18 protein-coding genes are annotated in these 23,675 nt (G+C 32.1%); 12 read left to right on the forward strand and 6 right to left on the reverse strand.

Annotation, left to right across the window (positions count from 1 at the left end):
• Positions 1 to 5 precede the first annotated feature (5 nt).
• The 3 genes from ileS (at position 6) to BWZ22_RS07905 (ending at position 4,489) form a co-directional block, all read left to right on the forward strand.
• Entirely contained in the window at positions 6 to 3,410 is a 3,405-nt protein-coding gene (gene ileS / locus BWZ22_RS07895) for an isoleucine--tRNA ligase (RefSeq protein WP_076699165.1), read from the forward strand.
• A gap of 4 nt (positions 3,411 to 3,414) precedes the next feature.
• The gene (locus BWZ22_RS07900) at positions 3,415 to 3,795 is read left to right on the forward strand and encodes a TraR/DksA C4-type zinc finger protein (protein ID WP_076699166.1); all 381 of its coding nucleotides are present in this window, start codon (positions 3,415 to 3,417) and stop codon (positions 3,793 to 3,795) included.
• A 67-nt stretch (positions 3,796 to 3,862) separates the two neighbouring features.
• The gene (locus tag BWZ22_RS07905) at positions 3,863 to 4,489 is read left to right on the forward strand and encodes a lipoprotein signal peptidase (protein ID WP_076699167.1); all 627 of its coding nucleotides are present in this window, start codon (positions 3,863 to 3,865) and stop codon (positions 4,487 to 4,489) included.
• 152 nt (positions 4,490 to 4,641) lie between these two features.
• Here the strand turns inward: BWZ22_RS07905 and BWZ22_RS07910 are convergent, their stop codons facing one another.
• The 4 genes from BWZ22_RS07910 to BWZ22_RS07925 are packed head-to-tail and all read right to left on the reverse strand — an operon-like array spanning position 4,642 to position 7,494.
• On the reverse strand, positions 4,642 to 5,208 hold the full coding sequence (locus tag BWZ22_RS07910; RefSeq protein WP_076699168.1) for a 5-formyltetrahydrofolate cyclo-ligase: 567 nt from the start codon (positions 5,206 to 5,208) through the stop codon (positions 4,642 to 4,644).
• Positions 5,195 to 6,172, reverse strand: coding sequence for a succinylglutamate desuccinylase/aspartoacylase family protein (locus tag BWZ22_RS07915; protein ID WP_076699169.1), 978 nt, complete (start codon positions 6,170 to 6,172; stop codon positions 5,195 to 5,197). Before BWZ22_RS07915 ends, BWZ22_RS07910 begins: the two co-directional genes overlap by 14 nt.
• 25 nt (positions 6,173 to 6,197) lie before the next feature.
• Entirely contained in the window at positions 6,198 to 7,073 is an 876-nt protein-coding gene (gene rimK / locus BWZ22_RS07920; RefSeq protein WP_076699170.1) for a 30S ribosomal protein S6--L-glutamate ligase, read from the reverse strand.
• Positions 7,051 to 7,494: a RimK/LysX family protein gene (locus BWZ22_RS07925; RefSeq protein WP_076699172.1), complete on the reverse strand. Its 444-nt coding sequence runs from the start codon at positions 7,492 to 7,494 to the stop codon at positions 7,051 to 7,053. The genes rimK and BWZ22_RS07925 overlap by 23 nt, the downstream gene beginning before the upstream one ends.
• 102 nt (positions 7,495 to 7,596) lie before the next feature.
• On the opposite strand from BWZ22_RS07925, the gene uvrC reads away from it, so the two are divergent.
• The 9 genes from uvrC to BWZ22_RS07970 all read left to right on the forward strand — a co-directional run bounded on the left by uvrC (position 7,597) and on the right by BWZ22_RS07970 (position 21,822).
• Positions 7,597 to 9,396: an excinuclease ABC subunit UvrC gene (gene uvrC, locus BWZ22_RS07930; RefSeq protein ID WP_076699174.1), complete on the forward strand. Its 1,800-nt coding sequence runs from the start codon at positions 7,597 to 7,599 to the stop codon at positions 9,394 to 9,396.
• A gap of 3 nt (positions 9,397 to 9,399) precedes the next feature.
• Positions 9,400 to 11,643: a patatin-like phospholipase family protein gene (locus BWZ22_RS07935; RefSeq protein WP_232225247.1), complete on the forward strand. Its 2,244-nt coding sequence runs from the start codon at positions 9,400 to 9,402 to the stop codon at positions 11,641 to 11,643.
• A 202-nt stretch (positions 11,644 to 11,845) separates the two neighbouring features.
• Entirely contained in the window at positions 11,846 to 13,003 is a 1,158-nt protein-coding gene (locus tag BWZ22_RS07940; RefSeq protein WP_076699175.1) for a homogentisate 1,2-dioxygenase, read from the forward strand.
• Positions 13,004 to 13,113: 110 nt separating this feature from the next.
• On the forward strand, positions 13,114 to 14,274 hold the full coding sequence (hppD, locus tag BWZ22_RS07945) for a 4-hydroxyphenylpyruvate dioxygenase (protein ID WP_076699177.1): 1,161 nt from the start codon (positions 13,114 to 13,116) through the stop codon (positions 14,272 to 14,274).
• A 201-nt stretch (positions 14,275 to 14,475) separates the two neighbouring features.
• Positions 14,476 to 15,255, forward strand: a complete 780-nt coding sequence (locus BWZ22_RS07950; protein WP_076699178.1) for a DUF3108 domain-containing protein — start codon at positions 14,476 to 14,478, stop codon at positions 15,253 to 15,255.
• Positions 15,255 to 16,178, forward strand: coding sequence for a tryptophan 2,3-dioxygenase family protein (locus BWZ22_RS07955; RefSeq protein ID WP_076699180.1), 924 nt, complete (start codon positions 15,255 to 15,257; stop codon positions 16,176 to 16,178). Before BWZ22_RS07950 ends, BWZ22_RS07955 begins: the two co-directional genes overlap by 1 nt.
• The gene (locus tag BWZ22_RS07960) at positions 16,136 to 17,455 is read left to right on the forward strand and encodes a peptidoglycan DD-metalloendopeptidase family protein (RefSeq protein ID WP_076699182.1); all 1,320 of its coding nucleotides are present in this window, start codon (positions 16,136 to 16,138) and stop codon (positions 17,453 to 17,455) included. Before BWZ22_RS07955 ends, BWZ22_RS07960 begins: the two co-directional genes overlap by 43 nt.
• 1 nt (position 17,456) lies before the next feature.
• Positions 17,457 to 19,076, forward strand: coding sequence for a glucose-6-phosphate isomerase (gene pgi, locus BWZ22_RS07965; protein WP_076699183.1), 1,620 nt, complete (start codon positions 17,457 to 17,459; stop codon positions 19,074 to 19,076).
• 163 nt (positions 19,077 to 19,239) lie between these two features.
• Positions 19,240 to 21,822, forward strand: coding sequence for a TonB-dependent receptor (locus BWZ22_RS07970; RefSeq protein WP_076699185.1), 2,583 nt, complete (start codon positions 19,240 to 19,242; stop codon positions 21,820 to 21,822).
• Between the two features lie 444 nt (positions 21,823 to 22,266).
• Here the strand turns inward: BWZ22_RS07970 and BWZ22_RS17085 are convergent, their stop codons facing one another.
• Positions 22,267 to 22,347, reverse strand: coding sequence for a hypothetical protein (locus BWZ22_RS17085; RefSeq protein ID WP_076702370.1), 81 nt, complete (start codon positions 22,345 to 22,347; stop codon positions 22,267 to 22,269).
• Between the two features lie 673 nt (positions 22,348 to 23,020).
• Positions 23,021 to 23,662 carry a response regulator transcription factor gene (locus BWZ22_RS07980; RefSeq protein WP_076699187.1) on the reverse strand — a complete coding sequence of 214 codons (642 nt, stop codon included), beginning with the start codon at positions 23,660 to 23,662 and terminating at the stop codon, positions 23,021 to 23,023.
• Positions 23,663 to 23,675: the final 13 nt, after the last annotated feature.

Raw genomic sequence — 23,675 nt, forward strand, 5'->3', positions numbered from 1 at the left:
CATAAATGAGTAGTAAATTTCCTGAATATAAAGGACTTGACTTGCCAAATGTAGCTAATGAGATACTACAATATTGGCAAGAAAATAACATTTTTGAAAAAAGTATAACTTCAAGAGAAGGGCACGAGTCATTTGTGTTTTTTGAAGGGCCGCCTTCTGCAAATGGTTTACCAGGGATTCACCACGTAATGGCACGTGCTATCAAAGATATTTTCTGTAGGTACAAAACTCAAAAAGGTTATCAAGTAAAACGTAAAGCAGGTTGGGACACACACGGGTTGCCAATTGAACTTGGTGTTGAAAAAGAATTGGGTATTACTAAAGAAGATATTGGTAAAACCATTTCGGTTGAAGATTACAATGCAGCATGTAGAAAAGCAGTGATGCGTTATACAGATGTTTGGAACAACCTTACCGAAAAAATGGGCTACTGGGTAGATATGGAAGATCCATACATTACCTATGAACCAAAATACATGGAGTCTGTTTGGTGGTTACTTAAACAAATTTATAACAAAAACTTGCTTTATAAAGGTTACACCATTCAACCCTATTCACCTAAAGCAGGAACTGGTTTAAGTTCTCATGAGTTAAACCAACCAGGAACCTACCAAGATGTGACTGATACTACTGTGGTGGCTCAGTTTAAAGCAAAACAAGAATCTTTACCAGAGTTTTTAAAAAATGAAGGTGATATTCACTTTTTAGCATGGACAACCACACCTTGGACATTGCCAAGTAATACCGCACTAACAGTTGGTCCAAAAATTGACTATGTATTGGTAAAAACATTCAATCAATATACATTCAAGCCCGTAAATGTAGTGCTTGGTAAACCTTTAGTATCAAAACAATTTGCTGGTAAATTCAAACAAGTTGAAGATACTGCTGAATTAAATAGTTATAAAGAAGGCGATAAAAAAATACCATACTTCATAGTAAAAGAATTTAAAGGCGCTGATTTAGTAGGTGTTACTTATGAGCAATTAATGCCATACGTATTACCAAATGACAACCCAGAAAATGCCTTTAGAATAATTTCTGGCGATTTTGTAACTACCGAAGACGGTACAGGTATAGTACACACAGCACCAACATTTGGTGCCGATGATGCCTTGGTAGCAAAACAGGCTACACCAGAGGTGCCACCAATGTTAATAAAAGATGAAAATGATAATTTGGTGCCATTAGTAGATTTACAAGGGCGTTTTCGTCCAGAAATGAAAGAACTTGCTGGTAAGTACGTTAAAAATGAATATTACGATGATGGCGAAGCTCCAGAACGTTCTGTTGATATAGAAATTGCCATAAAATTAAAAGAAGAAAATAAAGCCTTTAAGGTTGAAAAGTATAAACACAGCTACCCAAATTGTTGGCGTACCGATAAACCAATTTTATACTATCCTTTAGATTCTTGGTTTATTAAAGTTACCAATGTTAAAGATAGAATGCATGAGCTAAACCAATCTATTAACTGGAAACCAAAAAGTACCGGAGAAGGTCGTTTTGGTAACTGGTTAGCAAATGCAAATGATTGGAATTTATCACGCTCGCGTTATTGGGGTATTCCGTTACCAATTTGGAGAACAGAAGACGGTAAAGAAGAATTATGTATTGGTTCTGTTGAAGAATTAAAAGCTGAAATGCAAAAAGCGGTTAAAGCAGGTGTTTTAGCCGAAGATATTTTTGCCGATTTTGAATTAGGCAACATGAGTGATGATAACTACGCCAAATTAGATTTACATAAAAATATTGTAGATAAAATTACGCTAGTATCACCATCAGGAAAACCAATGAAACGCGAGAGCGATTTAATTGACGTTTGGTTTGATTCTGGTTCTATGCCATATGCACAATGGCACTACCCATTTGAAAATAAAGAACTAATTGATGAAGGCACAACCTATCCTGCCAATTTTATTGCAGAAGGAGTAGACCAAACACGCGGTTGGTTTTATACATTACATGCTATTGGTACCATGGTGTTCGATTCTGTAGCCTATAAAAATGTAGTGTCTAACGGATTGGTTTTAGATAAGAACGGACAAAAAATGTCTAAACGTTTAGGAAATGCCGTTGACCCATTTGAAACATTAGGAAATTACGGGGCAGATGCTACCCGTTGGTACATGATTTCAAACGCTAACCCTTGGGATAATTTAAAATTTGATATTGATGGTATTGAAGAAGTAAAACGTAAATTCTTCGGAACACTTTACAATACCTATTCATTTTTCAGCTTATATACAAATCTTGATAATTTTAACTATTCTGAAGATGATATTCCATTAGCTGATAGACCAGAATTAGATAGATGGATTTTATCAGAGTTACATACACTTATTAAAAAAGTAGATGCTTTTTATGCCGATTATGAGCCTACAAAAGCAGCAAGAGCTATATCAGACTTTACACAAGATTATTTAAGTAACTGGTTTGTGCGTTTAAGTAGAAGGCGTTTCTGGAAAGGCGATTACCAAACCGATAAAATTTCGGCATACCAAACACTTTATACGTGTATGGAAACCATTGCTAAATTAGGAGCGCCAATTGCACCATTCTTTATGGATAAGCTGTATTTAGATTTAAATTCAGTAACCAAAAAAGAAACTTTTGAAAGTGTACATTTAGCTAATTTCCCGGTTTTTGATGAAAGTTATGTTGATAAAAGTTTGGAGCGAAAAATGGAAAATGCCCAAACAATATCCTCATTAGTTTTATCGTTAAGAGCTAAGGAGAAAATTAAAGTACGACAGCCACTTCAAAAAATAATGATTCCTATTGACAGTGAGCAACAAAAGGAAGAAATATTGGCGGTTTCAGATTTAATTAAGCACGAGGTTAATGTAAAAGAAGTAGAGCTTTTAGAAGATGCTTCTGATATTTTAGTGAAGCAAATTAAACCTAATTTTAAAGCTCTAGGACCTCGTTTTGGAAAAGACATGAAGCTTATTGCAAACGCCATTAAAGCGTTTAGTGCAGATGATATTAAAAAAATTGAACAAACTGGTGAAATTCAGGTTGATATTAATGGAAAAAATATTATTTTAGGGCTCGATGATGTAGAAATTGCATCTCAAGATATTGAAGGCTGGTTAGTTGCCAATGAAGGCACTTTAACAGTTGCCCTAGATGTAACCATTACTGATGATTTGCGAAGCGAAGGAATTGCGAGAGAACTTATTAACCGAATTCAAAATTTACGTAAAGATTCAGGGTTTGAAGTAACAGATAGAATAGATGTAAAACTTCAAAAAGACGAGCATATAGTAAATGCTATAGGCTCTAATATGGGTTATATTAAAACGGAAACATTGGCTGATGAGCTTGAAATAATTGATAAATTAGATAACGGTATTGAAATTTCATTTGATGATGTAAATACTAAATTGTTTATTCAAAAACATTAAAATTATGGGAACAACAAACGTAAGATATTCTGATGCCGAACTAGAGGAATTTAGAGTAATAATTCAAGAAAAAATAGATAAAGCACAACATGATTTAGAACTAATTAAAAGTGCTTATATGAATGATCATAACAACGGTACAGATGATACGTCTCCTACTTTTAAGGCTTTTGATGAAGGTAGCGAAGTTATGAGTAAAGAATCTAATTCGCAGTTAGCTATCCGTCAGGAAAAATTTATTCGCGATTTAAAAAATGCTTTAATTCGTATAGAAAATAAAACCTACGGAATATGTCGTGTTACAGGAAAACTAATCAATAAAAAAAGATTAGAGTTAGTGCCTCATGCTACATTGAGTATTGAGGCTAAAAACATGCAGAAGTAAATGAAATGTATATAATTTTTATAAAACGTCTCGTTTAAAACCGAGACGTTTTTGTTTAATAGTAGCTATGTCGCTAAAAAAATCCATCATACTCATCATCATTATTTTGCTTATAGACCAAATAAGCAAAATATATATAAAAACAAACTTTCAGTTACAGCAAAGTGTTACGGTTTTTAGTTGGTTTCAAATATATTTTATTGAAAATGATGGAATGGCTTGGGGTACTAAAATAAGCGATTTTATCCCTTTTATAAATGATAGGTCTGCCAAAGTAGCTTTAACCTTGTTTAGGGTTGTGGCTATTTTTGGTATTGGTTATTGGCTTTATGATGTAACCCAAAAGCACAAACCTAAGGTGCTAATAGTAGCTATTGCATTAATATTTGCAGGTGCTATGGGTAATATTATAGACTCGGTTTTTTACGGGGTTATTTTTAATGATAGCTATAGTCAAATAGCAACATTTTTACCAGAAGAAGGAGGCTATGATGGTTTACTGCATGGTAAAGTAGTAGATATGCTTTATTTTCCGTTATGGAAGGGGTATTTACCCGAGTGGTTACCTTTTTTTGGGGGCAAATTTTTTACGTTTTTTGAACCAGTTTTTAATGTGGCCGATGTAGCTATTAGCACCGGTTTTGTAATGCTAATTGTTTTTAATAAAAAGGCGTTTCCTAAAAAAGCTTTGTAAGCATAAATTCATTAAGTAATTATCTTTTTAGTTATTAGAAAATGAGTATTTAAAGATACTCATTGTGAGAATTGTGAAAAGTTTTTTTAGAGAGTAAACTTATTTGATTCTGCAAGGGTTAAAAGCGTACTAATAACTGAATTCAGAATAAATTAAAAAAACTTATAAACTTGTTTAGGGGTTACACAATAATCAAGTTTTACATCACCTTCAAAAACATTATCAATTTCATCTTCAGCTTCAAAAAAAGACACCCCTATTTTTATGGTTTCGGGTTTGCAGTTGATTAAAAACCTATCGTAAAACCCTTTACCATAACCAACTCTATTACCTTGTTTATCAAATGCTAAAAGCGGAATAAAAACAACTTCAATTTTATTGTTTTCTATTTCAATACCATCAACAGGCTCCGGAATGTTGTAATGATTCTTTTTAATTTTTGTGCTATCTGTCAATAAAAAATGTGTCATAGTACCGGTTTCAAAATCACTTTTTGAAATAAGTATGTTTTTGTCTTTACCAGATAGAATACTTAAAATATAATCGGTTTGTACTTCTTTTTGTTCTTCAATAGCTAAAAAAATATGATAAAATGAATGATTCCAAATAGGTAAATTAATAAGGTTATTGGCAATAGCAATGCTTAATTCATCTATATCATTTAAAGATAAATTTTTCCTAAGGGTTTTATATTTTTTACGTAATTCAGTTTTTGTCATTCAATTTGGTGCTAATATGAAAAAGAGCATCACCTTGGTATACAATAGGCGATTGGTTTACGTTAATAATATGTCCGGCATTAGGCGATTTTACAAAGTAATTTAGTTTACCGTAGGGGTCTGTAATATTGCCTAATAAATCTCCTTTTTTAACCGTAGAATTTATGTTAACAGCTGGTTTAAACATACCAGAATATTTAGCTCTTATCCACTTGCTGTCTTTAATAAAAACGCAAGCTTTTTTAGGGCTAGAAGTCTTAAATTTAGAGTTAAGCATGCCTAAATGTTTAAGCACACGTTTAGAGCCATTAACGCCAGAGTTGGTAACAATATCATCAATATGAAATGATTTTCCTCCTTCAAAAAGAAGTAATGGTTTGTTTAATTTGTAGCAAGCGTGCCTAAAGGATTTATTTAGGTTTTTAGAATATAAGACAAACGGAGCGCCAAATATTTTGGCAAGTTGTTTTAATTCTATATTACCTTCAGCCACACGAATTTGAGGAGCATTAAACCTGCCCGAACCACCCGTATGGAAATCTATAATATAATCTACGTGCGGTACCACATCATTAATTAATTTATATGCAACTCTGCTAGCTAAAGAGCCTTTAAGACTTCCGGGGAACACTCTGTTTAAATCTCTTCCGTCTGGAAATTCTCTAGACAGGTTAATAAAACCAAAAATATTGATAACTGGAATGCAAATAATAGTACCACGTTTAGGTTTATTTATGCCCTTTGCTACTAATTGACGAACAATTTCTACACCGTTAACTTCATCACCATGAATACCAGCTGTAAACAATACGGTTGGTCCGGGTTTTTTAGAGCGTTCAATAATAACAGGAACATTAACTGATGTTGAGGTATGTAAATTAGCTACATCAAAATTTACTTCTTTGCTTTCTCCTGGAGCTATAGTTTCATTAAGTATGGTTAAGATGTCTTTTTCAATACTCATATGTTAATTACATTCTGTTATAGACTTAGTGTCTGTTTCTTTCAATATAGGTAATTATACTTCTAGCAATATTTTTACCAGTTGCGGTTTCAATGCCTTCTAAACCTGGTGTAGAGTTTACTTCTAAAAGTAACGGGCCTCTGCCAGATTGTAGCATGTCTACACCGCAAACAGGGAGTTTTAAAGCTCTAGAAGCTTTCATGGCAACTTGTATTTCTGCTTCGCTAAGTTTTACAATTTCTGCACTGCCACCTCGGTGTAGGTTAGATCTAAATTCGCCTTCTTTTCCTTGTCGTTTCATAGCACCCACTACGTGGCCGTCAACAATTAGGGCACGTAAATCGGCGCCTTTGGCCTCGGCAATATATTCTTGAACAAGTGCTCGTGCTTGTAAGCCATTAAAAGCTTCTAATACAGATTCTGCTGCATTTTTGGTTTCGGCTAAAACAACACCTAAACCTTGTGTACCCTCTAATAGTTTAATAATTACAGGTGTGCCACCTACATGCGATAACACTTTTTCAATATCTCTAGAGTAGTTAGTAAACACTGTTTTAGGCATGCCAATACCCGCTTTAGAAAGCCGTTGAAAGCTACGTAATTTATCTCTTGAGCGAATAATAGCATCTGAAGTAACCGATGTAAAAACATTCATCATTTCAAATTGCCGTACAACAGCACACCCAAAAAAAGTTACAGAAGCGCCAATTCTAGGAATGATAGCATCAACGTAATCTAAATAACGGTCTTTATAATATATGGTTGGCTTTTCTTTTTCTATTATAAGGTCGCATTTTAACGGGTCTATTACTTCCATGTCATGGCCTCTGTTTTCGCCCTCTTCAATAAGCCTAATTGTAGAATACAAGTTAGCGTTTCTAGAAAGAATAACTATGTTCATATGGTTTGGTATTATAAGAAACGTTTTCTAAATCTACATCAACTATAAATTTTTTACTTAGAAATTGCCTGCCTATTAAAACGGGAAACCTCATATCGTCTCTAGTGCTTAAAGTTAAGTTAATCTTGTAGGTTTTGCCAAAAAAAATAGCATCAGATTTCACCTTATATCTATTTTCTTTAAAACCATTACTGCTTTTTACGTTTGTTAAAGAATAAGATTCAAAAATAATTTCGGTTTTACCAAAGTTTTGATGCACATCGCTATTAAAAATACAAAGTAAAGCGTGGTCTATTTCTATAATTTCAGAACAATGAATTGCAGAGGTGTATGCACCTGTATCTATTTTAACATCAATATTGTAGAGTTCCAGTTTAGGAAAATCTATTTTGTCAATTCTCCCAATAATTTTTTTATTCATTAGCGGTTTTAAAAAGTGGCGCAATGTAGTAAATAAGTCAATGCAAAATTTTAGTTTTATTAAAATTTAATCATACAAAATTTAATAATTACCTTTGAGATAATGGATGAACCTACCCTAGATATTCAGCTAAAAACATTGCCCAATGCACCGGGCGTGTATCAGTATTTTGATGCAGAAGGTACTATTATTTATGTGGGAAAAGCCAAAAACTTAAAAAAACGCGTAAGTTCTTATTTTACCAAAACACATGATAATGGTAAAACCAGGGTGTTGGTTAAAAAGATTGCCAAAATTAAGCACATTGTTGTAGAAACCGAAACCGATGCTTTGTTGCTAGAAAACAACTTAATAAAAAAGCATAAGCCACGGTATAATGTCATGCTGAAAGACGACAAATCTTACCCGTGGATTTGTATTAAAAACGAGCGTTTTCCAAGGGTTTTTTCTACCAGAAGGGTTTTTAAAAATGGCGGCGAGTACTTTGGGCCATACACTAGCGGAAAAACAGTGCATACCTTGTTAGATTTAATAAAAGGTTTATATCCGTTGCGTACATGTAATTATGATTTAGCTGCCGAAAAAATTGAGGCAGGTAAATATAAAGTGTGTTTAGAATATCATTTAGGGAACTGTAAAGGTGCTTGTGAAGGAAAAGAAACCGAAGTAGAATACAGTAAAAATATAAAAGCTATAAGGCAAATTTTAAAAGGTAATTTTAAAGATTCTCTACAACAATTTAAAAGACAAATGAAACAACTTGCAGAAGACATGTTGTTTGAAGAGGCTCAAAAAATAAAAGAAAAAATTGAAGTTTTAGAAAACTATCAAGCACGTTCTACCATAGTAAACCCTAAAATTAGTAATGTAGATGTGTTTTCTATTATGAGTGATGAAACCTATGGTTACGTGAATTTTTTACAATTATCTTACGGTTCTATTATAAGATCGCATACTTTAGAAATTAAAAAGAAATTAGAAGAAACCGATAAAGAATTGTTAGAGTTAGCTATAACCGAAATTAGGCAGCGGTTTCATTCAAATTCAAAAGAAATTTATGTGCCTTTTGAGGTTGATATAGGTGAAAATATTAAAGTAACCATCCCTAAACTAGGCGATAAAAAACACATTCTAGATTTATCGCTTCGCAATGCGAAATATTATAGAATAGAGCGTTTTAAGCAAGATAAAATTGTAGATCCAGATAGGCATGCTAACCGTATTATGGCACAAATGAAGGCCGATTTACGTTTATACGAAGAACCACGCCATATAGAATGTTTTGATAATTCAAACATACAAGGAACTAATCCTGTAGCTGCCTGTGTAGTGTTTAAAAACGGAAAACCTAGTAAAAAAGATTACCGTCATTTTAATATAAAAACGGTTGAAGGACCAGATGATTTTGCCTCTATGGAAGAGGTGGTTTACAGGCGTTATAAACGTTTGTTAGATGAAGATAAGCCTTTGCCTCAACTTATAATTATTGATGGAGGTAAGGGGCAACTCTCTTCAGCCTTAAAAAGTTTAGATATTTTAGGGTTAAGAGGTAAAATAGCCATTATAGGAATTGCTAAACGTTTAGAAGAATTATACTATCCAAATGATCCAATTCCTTTATATTTAGACAAGAAAAGTGAAACATTAAAAATTATTCAGCAATTGCGTAATGAAGCGCACCGTTTTGGTATTGAACATCACCGTAATAAGCGCAGCAAAAGTGCGTTAAATACAGAGTTAGAAACCATTCCAGGTATTGGTGAAAAAACGGTGGTAGAGTTGCTAAAACATTTCAAATCGGCTAAACGGGTAGCTAATGCTAAGTTAGATGAACTAGAGGCTGTAATTGGAGTGTCAAGAGCAGAAAAGGTTTATAATCATTATCATGTAAAACAAATTTAAAACTTGAAAAAACAAAGCTTTATATTTCTAGTATTCCTTCTTGTTTTCGTTTCCGCGAAAGCGCAAATTTATACACAAGAAAAAGAAACTAAAAAAGTAGGTTTGGTTTTAAGTGGTGGTGGCGCCAAAGGTTTAGCGCATATTGGCGTGTTAAAAGTTATTGATAGTTTAGGTGTAAAAGTAGATTATGTAGCAGGAACTAGTATGGGGGCTATTGTTGGGGCGTTGTACGCTTCTGGGTACTCTGGTAAACAGCTAGACTCTATTTTTAGGGTAGCCGATTTTGAAAATATTATTATTGATAACTTACCCCGAGCATCAAAAGGTTTTTTTGAAAGGAATAACGATGAAAAATATGCTGTAAAACTGCCTTTTAATGATTATAAGTTAAAGTTACCTTCAGCACTATCAAAAGGACAAAACACATACAATTATTTATTAAAATTATTGCTTCATGTTAATAATGTAGAAGATTTTAGTGAACTGCCTATACCGTTTTTTTGTATTGCTACTAATATAGAAACAGGCAAACAAGTCATGCTAGAAAAAGGTAATTTAACTCAAAGTGTTATGGCTAGTGGAGCATTACCAACCCTGTTTCAGCCTGTTACTTTAAATAATCAACTTTTAATTGATGGAGGTGTTGTAAATAATTATCCAATTGATGAGCTTAGAGCAAAAGGTATGGATGTTATTATTGGGGTAGATGTACAAGATGGACTCATGGATAAAAATGAATTAACATCGGCTCCAGATGTATTGCTTCAAATTAGCAATTTCAGAACTATAAAAGATATGGAGGTAAAGTCTAAAAAAACAGACATTTACATAAAACCAAATATTAAAAATTACAACGTCGTGTCTTTTGATGCAGCAAAACAAATAGTAAATTTAGGTAGTGTAGCAGCGTTAAAAAAACAAGAGGAGTTGAAAGCCTTAATTGAAAAGCAGACTAAAAATACTAATAAAACCCAGTTAAAACCTTATGTAAAAGATAGTGTTGTTATTAATGAAATTTCAATAAAAGGTTTAAAAAACTATACTAGAGCTTATGTTTTAGGTAAGTTAAAAATTAAAAGTAATACAAAAATTAGCTATTCTGACTTAATAGAGGGCGTTAACAATTTAATTGCAACAGAAAATTTTGATTCGTTTGAATATCAATTAAAATCATCAGAAAATGATGGTTTCAATTTTCATGCTAACTTAAAAGAAGCAGAAATAACTACATTTTTTAAGTTTGGAGTACACTATGATAACTTATACAAAAGTGGAGCTATAGCAAATATTACTAAAAAAAGATTTTTGTTCAATAATGATATCGCTTCCTTAGATGTGGTGTTAGGAGATAATGTTAGATATAATTTTGAATATTTAATAGATAAAGGTTTTTATTGGAGTATTGGTTTACGTTCTAGATTTAATAATTTTAATAGAAATATAAGTGCACAATTGTTATTAGATGATTCTGAAATTGATGCTATGGGCTTAAATAAAATTGATGTTGAATTGCAAGACCAAACCAATCAATTCTATTTGCAAACCCTTTTTAGAAAAGATTTTGCTTTAAGTATTGGGGCAGAACACAAGCGCTTAGAAATAAGCTCTGAGACACTAGCTACTGATGATGAAGACGAAGACTTTATTTTTGAAAGTACAGATTATGTTAGTTTTTTTGGTGGACTTAAACTAGATACGTATGATGATAAATACTTCCCCAAAAAAGGCATATATTTTAATGGCGATATACATGCTTATCTTTATGCTTCTCGTTTTAACAATAGTTTTGAACCGTTTTCAATAGCTAAGGTAGATATGGGTTATGCGCTTAGTTTATCAAATAAATTGGCGTTTAATATACAAACTAGCGGTGGGTTTAAATTAGGAGATAAAACCACACAAACCTTAGATTTTTCTCTGGGTGGTTATGGCAATAATTTAATAAACAATTTTATTCCCTTTTTGGGGTATGATTTTATTTCACTATCTGGTAATAGTTACGTAAAAGTTTATGCAGGATTAGATTATGAAGTTTATAAAAAACACCATATTACTTTAGAAGGCAATTGGGCAAATGTTGAAGATGATATTTTTGATTCTGGAAATTGGCTTTCGCTTCCAGACTACAGAGGGTATGCTTTAGGTTATGCCATAGATACCTTTTTAGGCCCCGTTCAAGCTAAATATAGTTTCTCTCCAGAAAGCAAAAAAGGTATTTTGTATATAAATTTAGGATTTTGGTTTTAACGTATCGTTAAGGAGTTTTTTTATTTATTTTATCGATATTTGTAAGGATATGAAGTTTTTCTTTAAAGACTTATTACAATTTCTTCACTACCTTATCAAGAGAAATCCTGAATAAGCAGGCATTTTTGTATCTTTATATATAGTTGATATTTAAAGTTTTACAGCTTTTAGTATTTCATTTTAACATTAAAATATTAAAAAAATGCCTTTTTATCACAAATTAGGAAATATTCCGCATAAACGTCATATTCAATTTAAGAAACCAGACGGTAGTTTATATTATGAACAATTGTTTGGTACTATTGGTTTTGATGGTATGTATACCAATAGTTATCATGAGCAACGCCCCACGCAAGTAAAAGAAATCAAAAAACAATACAGTGTTGCACCTAAAATAGCTCTTAAAAACAATATAAAATCATATCGTTTTAAAGGATTTCAAGTAACACCAGAAAACGATTTTTTAGAAAGCCGAAAAACAGTTTTACTAAACAATGATTGTGCTATTGTGTTAGCAGCACCAAAGCAATCTACCAAAAATTATTTCTACAAAAATACCGATGCCGATGAGCTTATATTCATCCATAAAGGCACTGGTAAATTACGCACCATGTTGGGTAATTTAAATTTTAAATACGGTGATTACCTTCTAATACCACGCGGTGTAATTTATAAAATAGACTTTGATACTGAAGATAACAGGCTTTTCATTGTAGAATCTCACCGTCCCATTTATACGCCAAAACGCTATCGTAATTGGTTTGGGCAATTACTAGAACACGCCCCCTTTTGTGAGCGCGATATTCGCAGACCCCAGGAGCTTGAAACCTATAACAAGAAAGGAGATTTTACCATTAAAGTAAAAAAACAGGGCGATATTATAGAAATGGTATATGCATCACATCCGTTCGATGTTGTTGGGTATGATGGGTATAATTATCCGTACGCCTTCTCAATTCATGATTTTGAACCCATTACAGGTCGTATTCATCAACCACCACCAGTACATCAAACTTTTGAAACCGATGCCTTTGTGGTATGTAGTTTTGTACCGCGTTTGTATGATTATCATCCACTGTCAATTCCAGCACCATACAATCATAGCAACATAGATTCTGACGAGGTCTTGTATTATGTTGATGGCGATTTTATGAGTAGAAATGATGTAGAAGCTGGCCATATTTCACTACATCCGGCAGGTATTCCGCATGGGCCGCATCCAGGAGCAACAGAGCGCAGTATAGGTAAAGAAAAAACCGAAGAACTAGCTGTAATGGTAGATACGTTTAAACCATTAATGGTAACAGAAGAAGCCATGAAAATTGCCGATGAAAGCTACCATAAATCTTGGTTAGAGTAAAATTATTAGAAGCTATTTCCCGCTATCCGCTGTATCTTTTTCTCGTACCTCAAAAAAGGATGCCGCTTCTATCGGGGCTAAAACAATTCAACAAAAACAGATAAACTATTATGAGTAAAAAAATAGAATCAGTAAACTACGGTTTAGAAAAAATATTTGAAGGTGCACAAGATTTTTTGCCACTTCTAGGAACAGATTATGTAGAACTTTACGTTGGTAATGCAAAACAAGCAGCACATTATTACAAAACAGCATTTGGTTTTCAATCATACGCCTATAAAGGATTAGAAACAGGAAGTAAAGACACGGTATCTTATGTGTTAAAACAAGATAAAATCCGTTTGGTTTTAACCACACCACTAAATTCTAAAAATCAAATAAATGAGCATATAGTAAAGCATGGCGATGGCTTAAAAGTAATAGCACTTTGGGTAGAAGATGCCAGAAAATCTTATGAAGAAACCACAAGTAGAGGGGCAAAATCTTATATAGAACCTCATGTGGAAACAGATGAACATGGCGAGGTTGTAAAAGCTGGTATTTACACCTACGGAGAAACCGTGCATATGTTTATAGAGCGCAAAAACTACCACGGTGTTTTTATGCCTGGGTTTGTTGAGTGGAAATCAGATTATAAACCAGAACCTTTAGGTTTAAAATATGTAGACCACATGGTTGGTAACGTAGGTTGGGGACAAATGAATACTTGGGTTAAATGGTATGAAGATGTTATGGGTTTTGAAAACTTTTTGTCTTTTGATGATAAACAAATACACACAGAGTATTCGGCATTAATGAGTAAAGTAATGAGTAATGGCAACGGCCGTATAAAATTTCCAATAAATGAACCCGCTGAAGGCAAGAAAAAATCACAAATTGAAGAATATCTAGATTTTTATGAAAGTGCAGGTGTACAACATATAGCTGTAGCTACCGATGATATTATAGCAACCATAAAAGGTATGCGAGCAAGAGGTGTAGAATTTTTATCTACACCACCCGATGCTTATTATGAAGCTGTGCCAGAGCGTTTATTAACGCACAATCATGAGCTGCGTGAAGATATTGAAATCCTAAAAAGTTTAGGAATTATGATTGACGCCGATGAAGAGGGTTACTTACTTCAAATTTTCACAAAGCCAGTACAAGACAGACCCACACTGTTTTTTGAAATAATTCAACGTATGGGTGCGCGTGGTTTTGGAGCAGGAAACTTCAAAGCCCTTTTTGAGTCTATTGAAAGAGAGCAGGCTAAACGCGGCACTTTGTAAAAACGTTTGTAAATGAATACGTTAAAAAACGCCTTCAGTGTATTTTAGAAGGCGTTTTTTATGTAACAAATTATCGTTAAGAACTTCTTACATAAAACAGGCTGTATTGTTTTTTTTATATTTTTGGAATAGTAATTGTAATTTCTTGGGTAAAAACAATAAATAAACGCTTAAGAAGTTAATTACATAACCCAACACGAAATGAAAAAACTACTACTTATATTAACAATAGGCGCATTTCAAACCATATTTGCCCAACAAGAATCTGCCTTTGAACAAGGGGAATGGTTTAAGTTTAGGATGAGCTATAGCGGATGGATGAAAGCTGGAAATGCCACTTTAACTGTAAATGAAACTACTTTAAATAATAAAGAAGTTTATCATGTCGTAGGAAAAGGCTGGACTACTGGTATGATAAAATGGTTTTTTAAAGTAAAAGATAGGTATGAAAGCTATTTTGATAAAAAAACCAATTTGCCGTACAAATTTGTTAGAAAGATTGATGAAGGAGGTTATACTAAAGATATTGAAATAGACTTTGATCAGGAAAAAAACAAAGCATACGTAAATGATAAAAAACATAACAAAAAGTTTGTTATAGATACCAAACCCAATATTCAAGATATGGTATCAACCTTTTATTATTTAAGAAACCATATGGATACCAATAATTTAGAAGTTGGTGATGAGGTGCGAGTAGATATGTTTTTTGATAAAGAAAATTATGGTTTTAAACTAAAGTATTTAGGAGAAGATACTATAGATACAGATTTTGGAGAAATAGAAACCTTAAAATTTAGACCCTATGTTATGGCAGGACGTGTTTTTAAAGAAGAAGAAAGTTTAACGCTATGGGTATCAAAAGACAAAAATAAACTACCTTTGCGCATTAAGGCAGATTTAGCTGTGGGGTCTTTAAGAGCAGACCTTGACGCTTTTAAGGGGTTAAAACACCCGTTCCAAATAGTTGTTAAAAATTAATGGGTTTAGAATCAAATATTACCAACCAACTTAAAGAAAAATACAAGGCAATAGACCAAGATTTAGAAGATCATTTAGAAGGACTACTGCATAGTAAACCCATTACTTATTGGGATTATATTCAAACCGATGCGTTATTAAATCTTCAAATCACAAGAACAGACTTCCCAGATGAAATGGTTTTTATCATGTATCATCAAATCACTGAATTGCTATTTAAAATGATACTTACAGAGATACAGCAAGTAGCAGAAAGTGAACAAATAAAAGAAACTGTTTTTACAGATAAAATAATGCGAATAAGTAGGTACTTTGATGTGCTTACATCATCTTTCAGTATTATGAAAGACGGGATGAGTATAGAACAGTACAACAAATTTAGACAAACCCTTATACCTGCAAGTGGTTTTCAAAGTGCCCAATACAGAAAAATTGAATTTGCTTCAACAGAATTAATAAATCTTATAGATAAACGATTTAGAGATACTATTGATAGAAATTCGTCTTACGAAAACGCCTTTGAACATTTGTATTGGCAAGCTGCAGGAAAAGATTACAAAACTGGAAAAAAAACATATACTTTAACAGTTTTTGAAGAACGATATAAAGAAGAGTTTATTAGATTTACCAAATTTTATTACAAAAACAATCTTTGGTCTAAATTTAAAAGTTTACCCAAAAAAGCACAGCAAAATAAAGCACTAGTAAAAGCCATGCGCCATTACGATTATACGGTTAATATTAAGTGGGTTATGGCACACTATGCAACAGCTAACCATTACTTAAATATAGGCGGTAAAACGGCTGAGGCAACTGGTGGTAGTGAATGGGTAAAATACATGCATCCAAAGTATCAAAAAAGAATATTTTTTCCAGAATTATGGACGAAAAAAGAAATAGAAGATTGGGGAGCAAATATTTAGTACTGTTAGTTCTTGCATTACTTTTTTTTAGTAATTGTAAAGAAGAAAAAAAAGAGGTAATTGAAGAAGAAGTAGCAGTAGTTGAAGAGCCAAAACATGTGTATGAATTTGGATTCAAATTAAACGACTACGTAGTTAAAAGAGACACCATTAAAAGAGGTGATACTTTTGGAGTTATTTTAGAACGAAATAATATAGGCTATCCTAAAATTTTCCAAATAGCAGAAAAAGCCAAAGATACTTTTGATATTAGGAAACTTCAGGTAGGTAAACCTTACACCATTTTATGTTCTAAAGATTCTTTAGAGTTACCACAATCATTTATATATCAGCCTAATAAAGAGGAGTATGTTGTTATTAATTTTAAAGACTCTATTAGTGTATATAAAAGCAGGAAACCTATTAAATATGTAGAAAAAACAGTTACTGGAGTTATTACTAGCAGTATTTCTGAAACGCTAGATGAAAAAGGAGTAAGTCCAGTTTTAACTAATAAGTTAGCAGATGATATTTATGCGTGGACTATAGATTTTAGAAGACTTCAAAAAGGCGATAGATTTAAAGTAATTTATACAGATAAGTATATTGATGATACCATTTATGGTGGTATACATGATGTAAAAGCGGCCTATTTTGAACATAATAAAGAACCTTTCTACGCTTTTCAATTTGAAACAGATTCTGTAAAAGGCATTATAGATTATTTTAACGAAGAAGCAAAAAATTTAAGACGTGCCTTTTTAAAAGCACCTGTTAAATTTAGTCGTATTTCATCACGATATAATTTAAGACGTAGAATAGCAGTTTATGGCTATAAATTGCGTCCGCATAAAGGAACCGATTTTGCAGCCCCAATAGGTACTCCCATAATGGCTACCGCAAACGGAACAGTTACAAAATCTGAGTACAGAGGAGGTAATGGAAACTATGTAAAAATAAGGCATAATGCCACTTATGAAACACAATATTTACACATGAAAAAGCGAAATGTTAAAGTTGGAGATTTTGTAAAACAAGGCGATGTTATTGGATGGGTAGGTATGACCGGAAATACTGGTGGGCCACATGTTTGCTATCGTTTTTGGGTTAATGGTAGGCAGGTAGATCCGTTTAAACAAAAATTACCAGAGGCTAAACCTATTTCAGATTCATTAAAAGTAAAATACTTAGACTATATAAAGCCTATAAAGTATAAGTTAGATAACATTTATTTTGAACCAGAAATAATTGAAGAAGAACAACAAGTACAAACTTTAATAAAACAATCAAATTCATAATATGTCATTACCAACTATTAATCCAACATCTACAGAAGCTTGGAAAAAACTTCAAAATCATTTTAAAGAAGTAAGTAATTTACATATGAAAGATTTGTTTGAGCAAGACAGCAATAGAGCAAACAAATTCACCATAAAATGGGATGATTTTTATGTAGATTATTCTAAAAACAGAATTACAGAAGAAACATTTCAGTATTTATTAGAATTAGCCGATAATGTTAAGCTAAAAGAAGCCATTCAAAGTCAGTTTTCTGGTGAAAAAATTAATCAGACTGAAGGTAGGGCAGTATTGCATACAGCTTTAAGAGCACCAGAATCTGCTGTTGTAACTGTTGATGGAGAAAATGTAATTCCAGAAGTTTATAACGTTAGAAGAAAAATTGAAACCTTTACTAATGAAGTAGTAAATGGAGAAAGAAAAGGTTATACAGGTAAACCTTTTACCCATGTTGTAAATATAGGTATTGGTGGTTCAGATTTAGGACCTGCCATGGTGGTAGATGCATTACAATATTACAAAAACCATTTAACCACTTATTTTGTTAGTAATGTAGATGGTGATCATGTAAATGAAATTATAAAAAAATTAAACCCAGAAACTACACTGTTTGTAGTAGTTTCTAAAACCTTTACAACTCAAGAAACCCTGTCTAACGCCAATACCATAAAAGAATGGTTTTTAAAATCGGGTACGCAAGAAGATATAGCAAAACATTTTGTAGCGGTTTCTACAAACCTTGAAGCTGTAAAAAACTTTGGCATAGACTCTAATAATATTTTCCCAATGTGGGATTGGGTTGGTGGTCGTTTTTCACTTTGGAGTGCTGTGGGATTGTCAATTAGTTTAGCTGTAGGTTATGATAATTATGCTAGTTTGCTTTTAGGAGCCAATAAAATGGATGAACATTTTAAAAATGAAGCCTTTGCAAATAATATTCCTGTAGTATTAGGTTTAATAAGCATATGGTATAATAACTTTTTTAATGCCGAAAGTGAAGCCGTTATTGCATATTCTCAGTATATGAATCAGTTTGCAACCTATTTGCAACAAGGCATTATGGAAAGTAACGGAAAGAGTGTTGATAGAAACGGAAATCCTATTGAATATCAAACAGGAACATTAATTTGGGGAGAACCAGGTACCAACTCACAACATGCGTTTTTCCAATTAATTCATCAAGGAACAAAATTAATTCCAGCAGATTTTATTGGGTTTACTAAATCTTTACATGGTAACCAAGACCATCAAGATAAGCTCATTTCTAACTTTTTAGCCCAAACAGAAGCGCTTTTAAATGGTAAAACAGAAAACCAAGTAAAAGATGAGGGAACGCAAAAAGATATCATTCCTTTTAAAGTATTTGAAGGCAACAAACCAACAAATACTATATTTATTAAAAAACTCACACCTGAAAGTTTAGGAAAACTAATAGCTATGTATGAACATAAAATATTTGTTCAAGGTGTTATTTGGAATATTTTTAGTTATGACCAGTTTGGAGTAGAATTAGGAAAACAATTAGCAACTAAAATATTACAAGAGTTTAATAGTGTGGTAACAAACCAACATGACTCTTCTACAACTAATTTGTTAAATTTTTACAAAAACAATAAATAGTTACTAATAATTTATAATTAAATCTATAAAAAAGGCATAAATATTTTAATGTTTATGCCTTTTTTAATTATAAAAATTGTTAATATTTGTTAACATAGGCTTAACATATTACCGTTCTTTATCCGTATTTTTGCATAACTAATTCAATTAATTTTTCTTAATTATGAAAAAAACTACTCAATTTTTGTTAATGGCTGTAGCTATGTTATTTACTACTGCTATTATTGCTCAAAGTACAATTACAGGTACTGTAATTGATTCAGAATTAAATACGCCACTACCAGGTGCAAATGTTGTTGAGAAAGGAACTTCTAATGGTGTTTCAACTGATTTTGACGGGAACTTTAAATTAACAACGCAAGCTACTGCAGGAGAAATTGCTATCTCTTATGTAGGGTACGGAACAGTAACTGTAGCTTTTAATGGTAGTGCTAATTTAGGTAACATTACTATTAAACCAGACAACTCATTAGAAGAAATTGTAATAATTGGTTCTGGAGTCATTGATTTAGCTGAAGATAGAAAAACACCTATAGCGGTTTCTACAATTAAAGCTAACAGAATTCAAGAAAAAGCAGGTAACTCTGATTTACCTGAGTTATTAAAGTCTACACCATCTGTACATACAACACAACGCGGAGGTTTTGGAGACGGACAAATGTTCTTAAGAGGATTTGATCAAACTAATACAGCTTTTTTACTTAATGGTCAACCAATTAATGGTGCTGAAGATGGTAAAATGTATTGGTCTAACTGGTCTGGAGTGTTAGATGTAGCTCAAGCAGTACAAGTACAACGTGGTTTAGGATCATCAAAATTAGCTATTTCTTCTGTTGGTGGTACTGTAAACATTGTAACAAAAACCATTGATAAAAAAGAAGGAGGATTTATACAACAAATGATAGGGAATGATGGTTATACTAAAACGTCTGCTTCTTACTCTACAGGAATGTCTGAAAAAGGTTTTGCTTTTACAGCTTTATTAGGGCACTGGAGAGGTGATGGATATGTTGACCATACTGAAGGTCAAGGTCAAACGTATTTCTTATCTTTTGGTTATAAAGTAAATGATAACCATGTTTTAAATTTAATGTTAACAGGAGCTCCTCAATGGCATGCTGCTGCAGGAAGTGCAGATTTAATTGATTTTTTAGAAGAAGACAGAGGAAGACGTTACAATAGTTGGAATGCAACTAATGTAGATAGTCCAAATAATTTAGCAAGTGGTGTTTACCCTGGCGGACGTAATATTTATCATAAACCAGTAGCAAACATAAACTGGGATTGGAATATTAATGATAAATCATCTTTATCAACTGTTTTATATGGTTCTTTAGGTAGAGGTGCATTTGTTCAATCACAATTTTCTAGTGGTGTTGCAACTTATGCAAGAGGCTCTAATAATAACCACAACTGGTATGGTTTAGTATCTAATTATAATAATGAATTAAATGAAAACCTAAGCTTTAATGTAGGTGCAGATGTACGTTTATATAATGGTGTTCACTTTAGAAGTGTAAACGAATTTTTTACTGTTGATTCTGTAAGTGATTCTAGTATTTATAATGGTGGAGCTTATGAAGTAACTAAAGCTTACGGAGGAATTAACCCATGGAACATCTTATTTAATACTAATGATGATCATGCGCAACGTTTACACCCTTATTATGATTATGAAGAAGATATCAATTATTTAGGTGTATTTGGTCAAATAGAATATTCTAAAGATAAATTTTCTGCATTTTTCCAAGGATCTGCCTCTACACAATCACACGTTAGAACAGAATATGGTAACTCTTCAACAGAAGGTAAAGGAGAAAAATCAGAAACAGTTAATAACCCAGGATTTAATGTAAAGTTAGGGGGAGCTTATAATATTAATGTAAATAATATTGTATTCTTAAATACAGGTTATTATTCTCGTCAACCTTACCATAGTGATTTATTTATTGATGATAGAGGTTCAAACCAATTAAATCCATTAAGTGATGAAAACCAAAAAATAACAGGTATTGAAGCTGGATATAAATATATAGGAGAAAAAATATCAGCAAACTTAAACTTATACTATACTATTTGGGATAACAGAATTGATTATGATTCTGAAGATACTGATGACGATAATATTGCTGATGTATTTTATTCTACAAGCCCTATCAAACAAGTTCATATGGGTGGAGAGTTAGAATTATTTGCTAGACCAACAGATAATTTAGAATTACAAGGGTTTTTATCTGTAGGTAATTGGGAATATGACGGCGATGTAACACTTATTAAAACTGTAGAAGGTGGAGGTGCACCAGTAGAAGTAGGAACAAGTTATATTGATGGCGCTAAAGTTGGTAATGCTGCTCAATTTACAGCTGGTATTGGAGCCAAATATGAAATATTACCAAGATTTAAGGTAGATGCCAATTGGAACCAATTCGATAAACTTTACGGTAATGCTAACTACGGAGGAAGCGAGTTCTCAAACCCTGATAATAGAGGTTCTATTGAATTACCATCATTTGATACCGTAGATTTAGGGTTGTCTTACAAATGGTTATTAGGTAAAAATGATCAGAATTCTTTACAATTCCGTTTAAACGTTAACAATTTATTTGATGAAGTTTATTTAGAATATTCTGATGAAAATAAACATGTTGAAGCTGGAGATGAATCTTGGAAAGGTGTTAACGTAGAAAATCGTGTAAGATTTGGGTACGGAAGAACTTGGAACTTTAGCTTAAGATATAATTTCTAATAAGCTTTTTTATAGATATTTTAAGAAATCGTCTAAAAAGCAATTTTTAGACGATTTTTTTTCAGAATAGATTTTGTTTAGTTTTTGATTTAAAAAAAGGGCTTTTATCATTAGCTAATCAGTTTTATATAGCTAAACTATACTTTTTAAGGTTATGTGCCATTGCAATTAGTTTTATTTCTACATTTACTTTATCGATACCTCAGAGCATAAAGCGTTTTAAAGTTTATGTTTTTAAAATAGCTTCTACATCCCAACAGCGTTGTTTTCGTTTTTTGATACGTTCTTTGCTCGTCTTTTAAGAATAGTACTCCTTCTTGCAAGCAAAATAACAACTTGAAGGAAGATTTTCTTTAAATGATTTTGTAAACGTTTGTTTGTAAAATCGTTTATTGTATTATGGTCTGGTTTGCTTTGACCATTAAGCACATAAAATGAATGTTCTCATAAATAAAAGGCTTGTTCTGTTTTTCTTGAGTAATAAAGATTATGTAAATAGCCATAAATAATTACCTTGAGTAAGATTTGTGGATGATAACTAGAGGTGCCACCGTCTTTATAGCTTGCTTCTAAAGCGTAATATCTAAATGATTAATAATTGTATTTACGATTTGAACAGGATGATGCTCTGGAACTAAATCATCATAACTTGGGGCAACAGACAAAGCAGGTCTTAGTTATAGGACTTGAAAACTACTTTTTTTACACATTCTTAAAGTTAAAAAAATAACTAAAAAAAATGCAAAAAAAAGCTGCCTTTTCAGACAGCTTTTTTTTACCATTATCTAACTAAAACAAATAAAAATATTAATAGAAATTACAATGATAACAAGTATTGTTAGCCCAATTATACAGCACTTATCAAGAATCTTATTTCTTTTTTCCATGATAATTTAACTTTAAATTAGATTTGGGGAAAACTCTGCATCGTTTAGATGCAGAGTTTGATTTAATAATTCTAATCTCTCTAAAAAAGAATTATAAATAGCTTAATAGCGAGTGTAAAATTATAGTAAAGGCCTTAATTATAAAATAAGCACTTGTACGTATTTTTATTTATAAAGGAGGAAATGGAAAGTATATAAAAAAACGAAAGCCCTAGATTATTACAATACTAGAGCTTTCTTAATTCTCCCTAAGAACTAATTAATAGCACTGTAAAGGTAAGTTGTATAAGCGTTAAAAAAAATACGCACTTCTACGTATTTTTTAAATGGTCTTTATTTAAATTGGCCCAAATTGATAGTGAAGTGGGCTTATTATCTAAACCTAATTTAGCAACTATATTACTTCTATGCTTATCAACTGTTCTTACAGATATTGATAGTTCTTCGGCAATATCACTACTGGTTTTATTTTCAGAAATAAGTTTTACTATTTTTAATTCAGATTTTGTTAAAAGCTTAATGGCTTCTAAATGACTATCAATAGGACTAGAGTTTAGGTGTGAGGCTATTTCTTCACTAAAATAAGGTTTGTTATTTACAACATTTTCAATACAGTTTTCAATTTCTTCAATAGCAAATTCTTTTAAAATATAACCATAAACGTTAAAAGCTTTTGCTTGGTCATAAATTTCTTCTTCTTTATCAAAAGTGATTAAAATAATTTTTGTAGGTAAGTTGTTTTTCTGGCAGTCTTCGGCTATTTCTAAACCTGTTTTATAAGGCATTCTTATATCAAGAATAGCAATTTCAGGTTTTAATTTTACTATTAAGTTGTAGGCAGACTTTCCGTCAGTGGCGCTACCAACAATATTAAACCCTTTAGAGGTTAAAAAATCAGTTAAACCCCTTAACATTAAAGGGTGGTCATCAGCGATTACTATAGTAGTATTCATTTGTTTTAGAGAG

It is taken from the genome of Seonamhaeicola sp. S2-3 (assembly GCF_001971785.1).
Taxonomy (GTDB): domain Bacteria; phylum Bacteroidota; class Bacteroidia; order Flavobacteriales; family Flavobacteriaceae; genus Seonamhaeicola.

Bases quoted from the DNA above. Each gene is read 5' to 3' on its own strand.
- BWZ22_RS07900 (WP_076699166.1), top strand. From the start codon at position 3,415: ATGGGAACAACAAACGTAAGATATTCTGATGCCGAACTAGAGGAATTT.
- pgi (WP_076699183.1), top strand. From the start codon at position 17,457: ATGTCATTACCAACTATTAATCCAACATCTACAGAAGCTTGGAAAAAA.
- rimK (WP_076699170.1), bottom strand. From the start codon at position 7,073: ATGAACATAGTTATTCTTTCTAGAAACGCTAACTTGTATTCTACAATT.
- hppD (WP_076699177.1), top strand. From the start codon at position 13,114: ATGAGTAAAAAAATAGAATCAGTAAACTACGGTTTAGAAAAAATATTT.
- BWZ22_RS07970 (WP_076699185.1), top strand. From the start codon at position 19,240: ATGAAAAAAACTACTCAATTTTTGTTAATGGCTGTAGCTATGTTATTT.
- BWZ22_RS07980 (WP_076699187.1), bottom strand. From the start codon at position 23,662: ATGAATACTACTATAGTAATCGCTGATGACCACCCTTTAATGTTAAGG.
- BWZ22_RS07940 (WP_076699175.1), top strand. From the start codon at position 11,846: ATGCCTTTTTATCACAAATTAGGAAATATTCCGCATAAACGTCATATT.
- BWZ22_RS07910 (WP_076699168.1), bottom strand. From the start codon at position 5,208: ATGACAAAAACTGAATTACGTAAAAAATATAAAACCCTTAGGAAAAAT.
- BWZ22_RS07915 (WP_076699169.1), bottom strand. From the start codon at position 6,172: ATGAGTATTGAAAAAGACATCTTAACCATACTTAATGAAACTATAGCT.
- BWZ22_RS07950 (WP_076699178.1), top strand. From the start codon at position 14,476: ATGAAAAAACTACTACTTATATTAACAATAGGCGCATTTCAAACCATA.
- BWZ22_RS07905 (WP_076699167.1), top strand. From the start codon at position 3,863: ATGTCGCTAAAAAAATCCATCATACTCATCATCATTATTTTGCTTATA.
- uvrC (WP_076699174.1), top strand. From the start codon at position 7,597: ATGGATGAACCTACCCTAGATATTCAGCTAAAAACATTGCCCAATGCA.
- BWZ22_RS07955 (WP_076699180.1), top strand. From the start codon at position 15,255: ATGGGTTTAGAATCAAATATTACCAACCAACTTAAAGAAAAATACAAG.
- BWZ22_RS07925 (WP_076699172.1), bottom strand. From the start codon at position 7,494: ATGAATAAAAAAATTATTGGGAGAATTGACAAAATAGATTTTCCTAAA.
- ileS (WP_076699165.1), top strand. From the start codon at position 6: ATGAGTAGTAAATTTCCTGAATATAAAGGACTTGACTTGCCAAATGTA.
- BWZ22_RS07960 (WP_076699182.1), top strand. From the start codon at position 16,136: ATGGACGAAAAAAGAAATAGAAGATTGGGGAGCAAATATTTAGTACTG.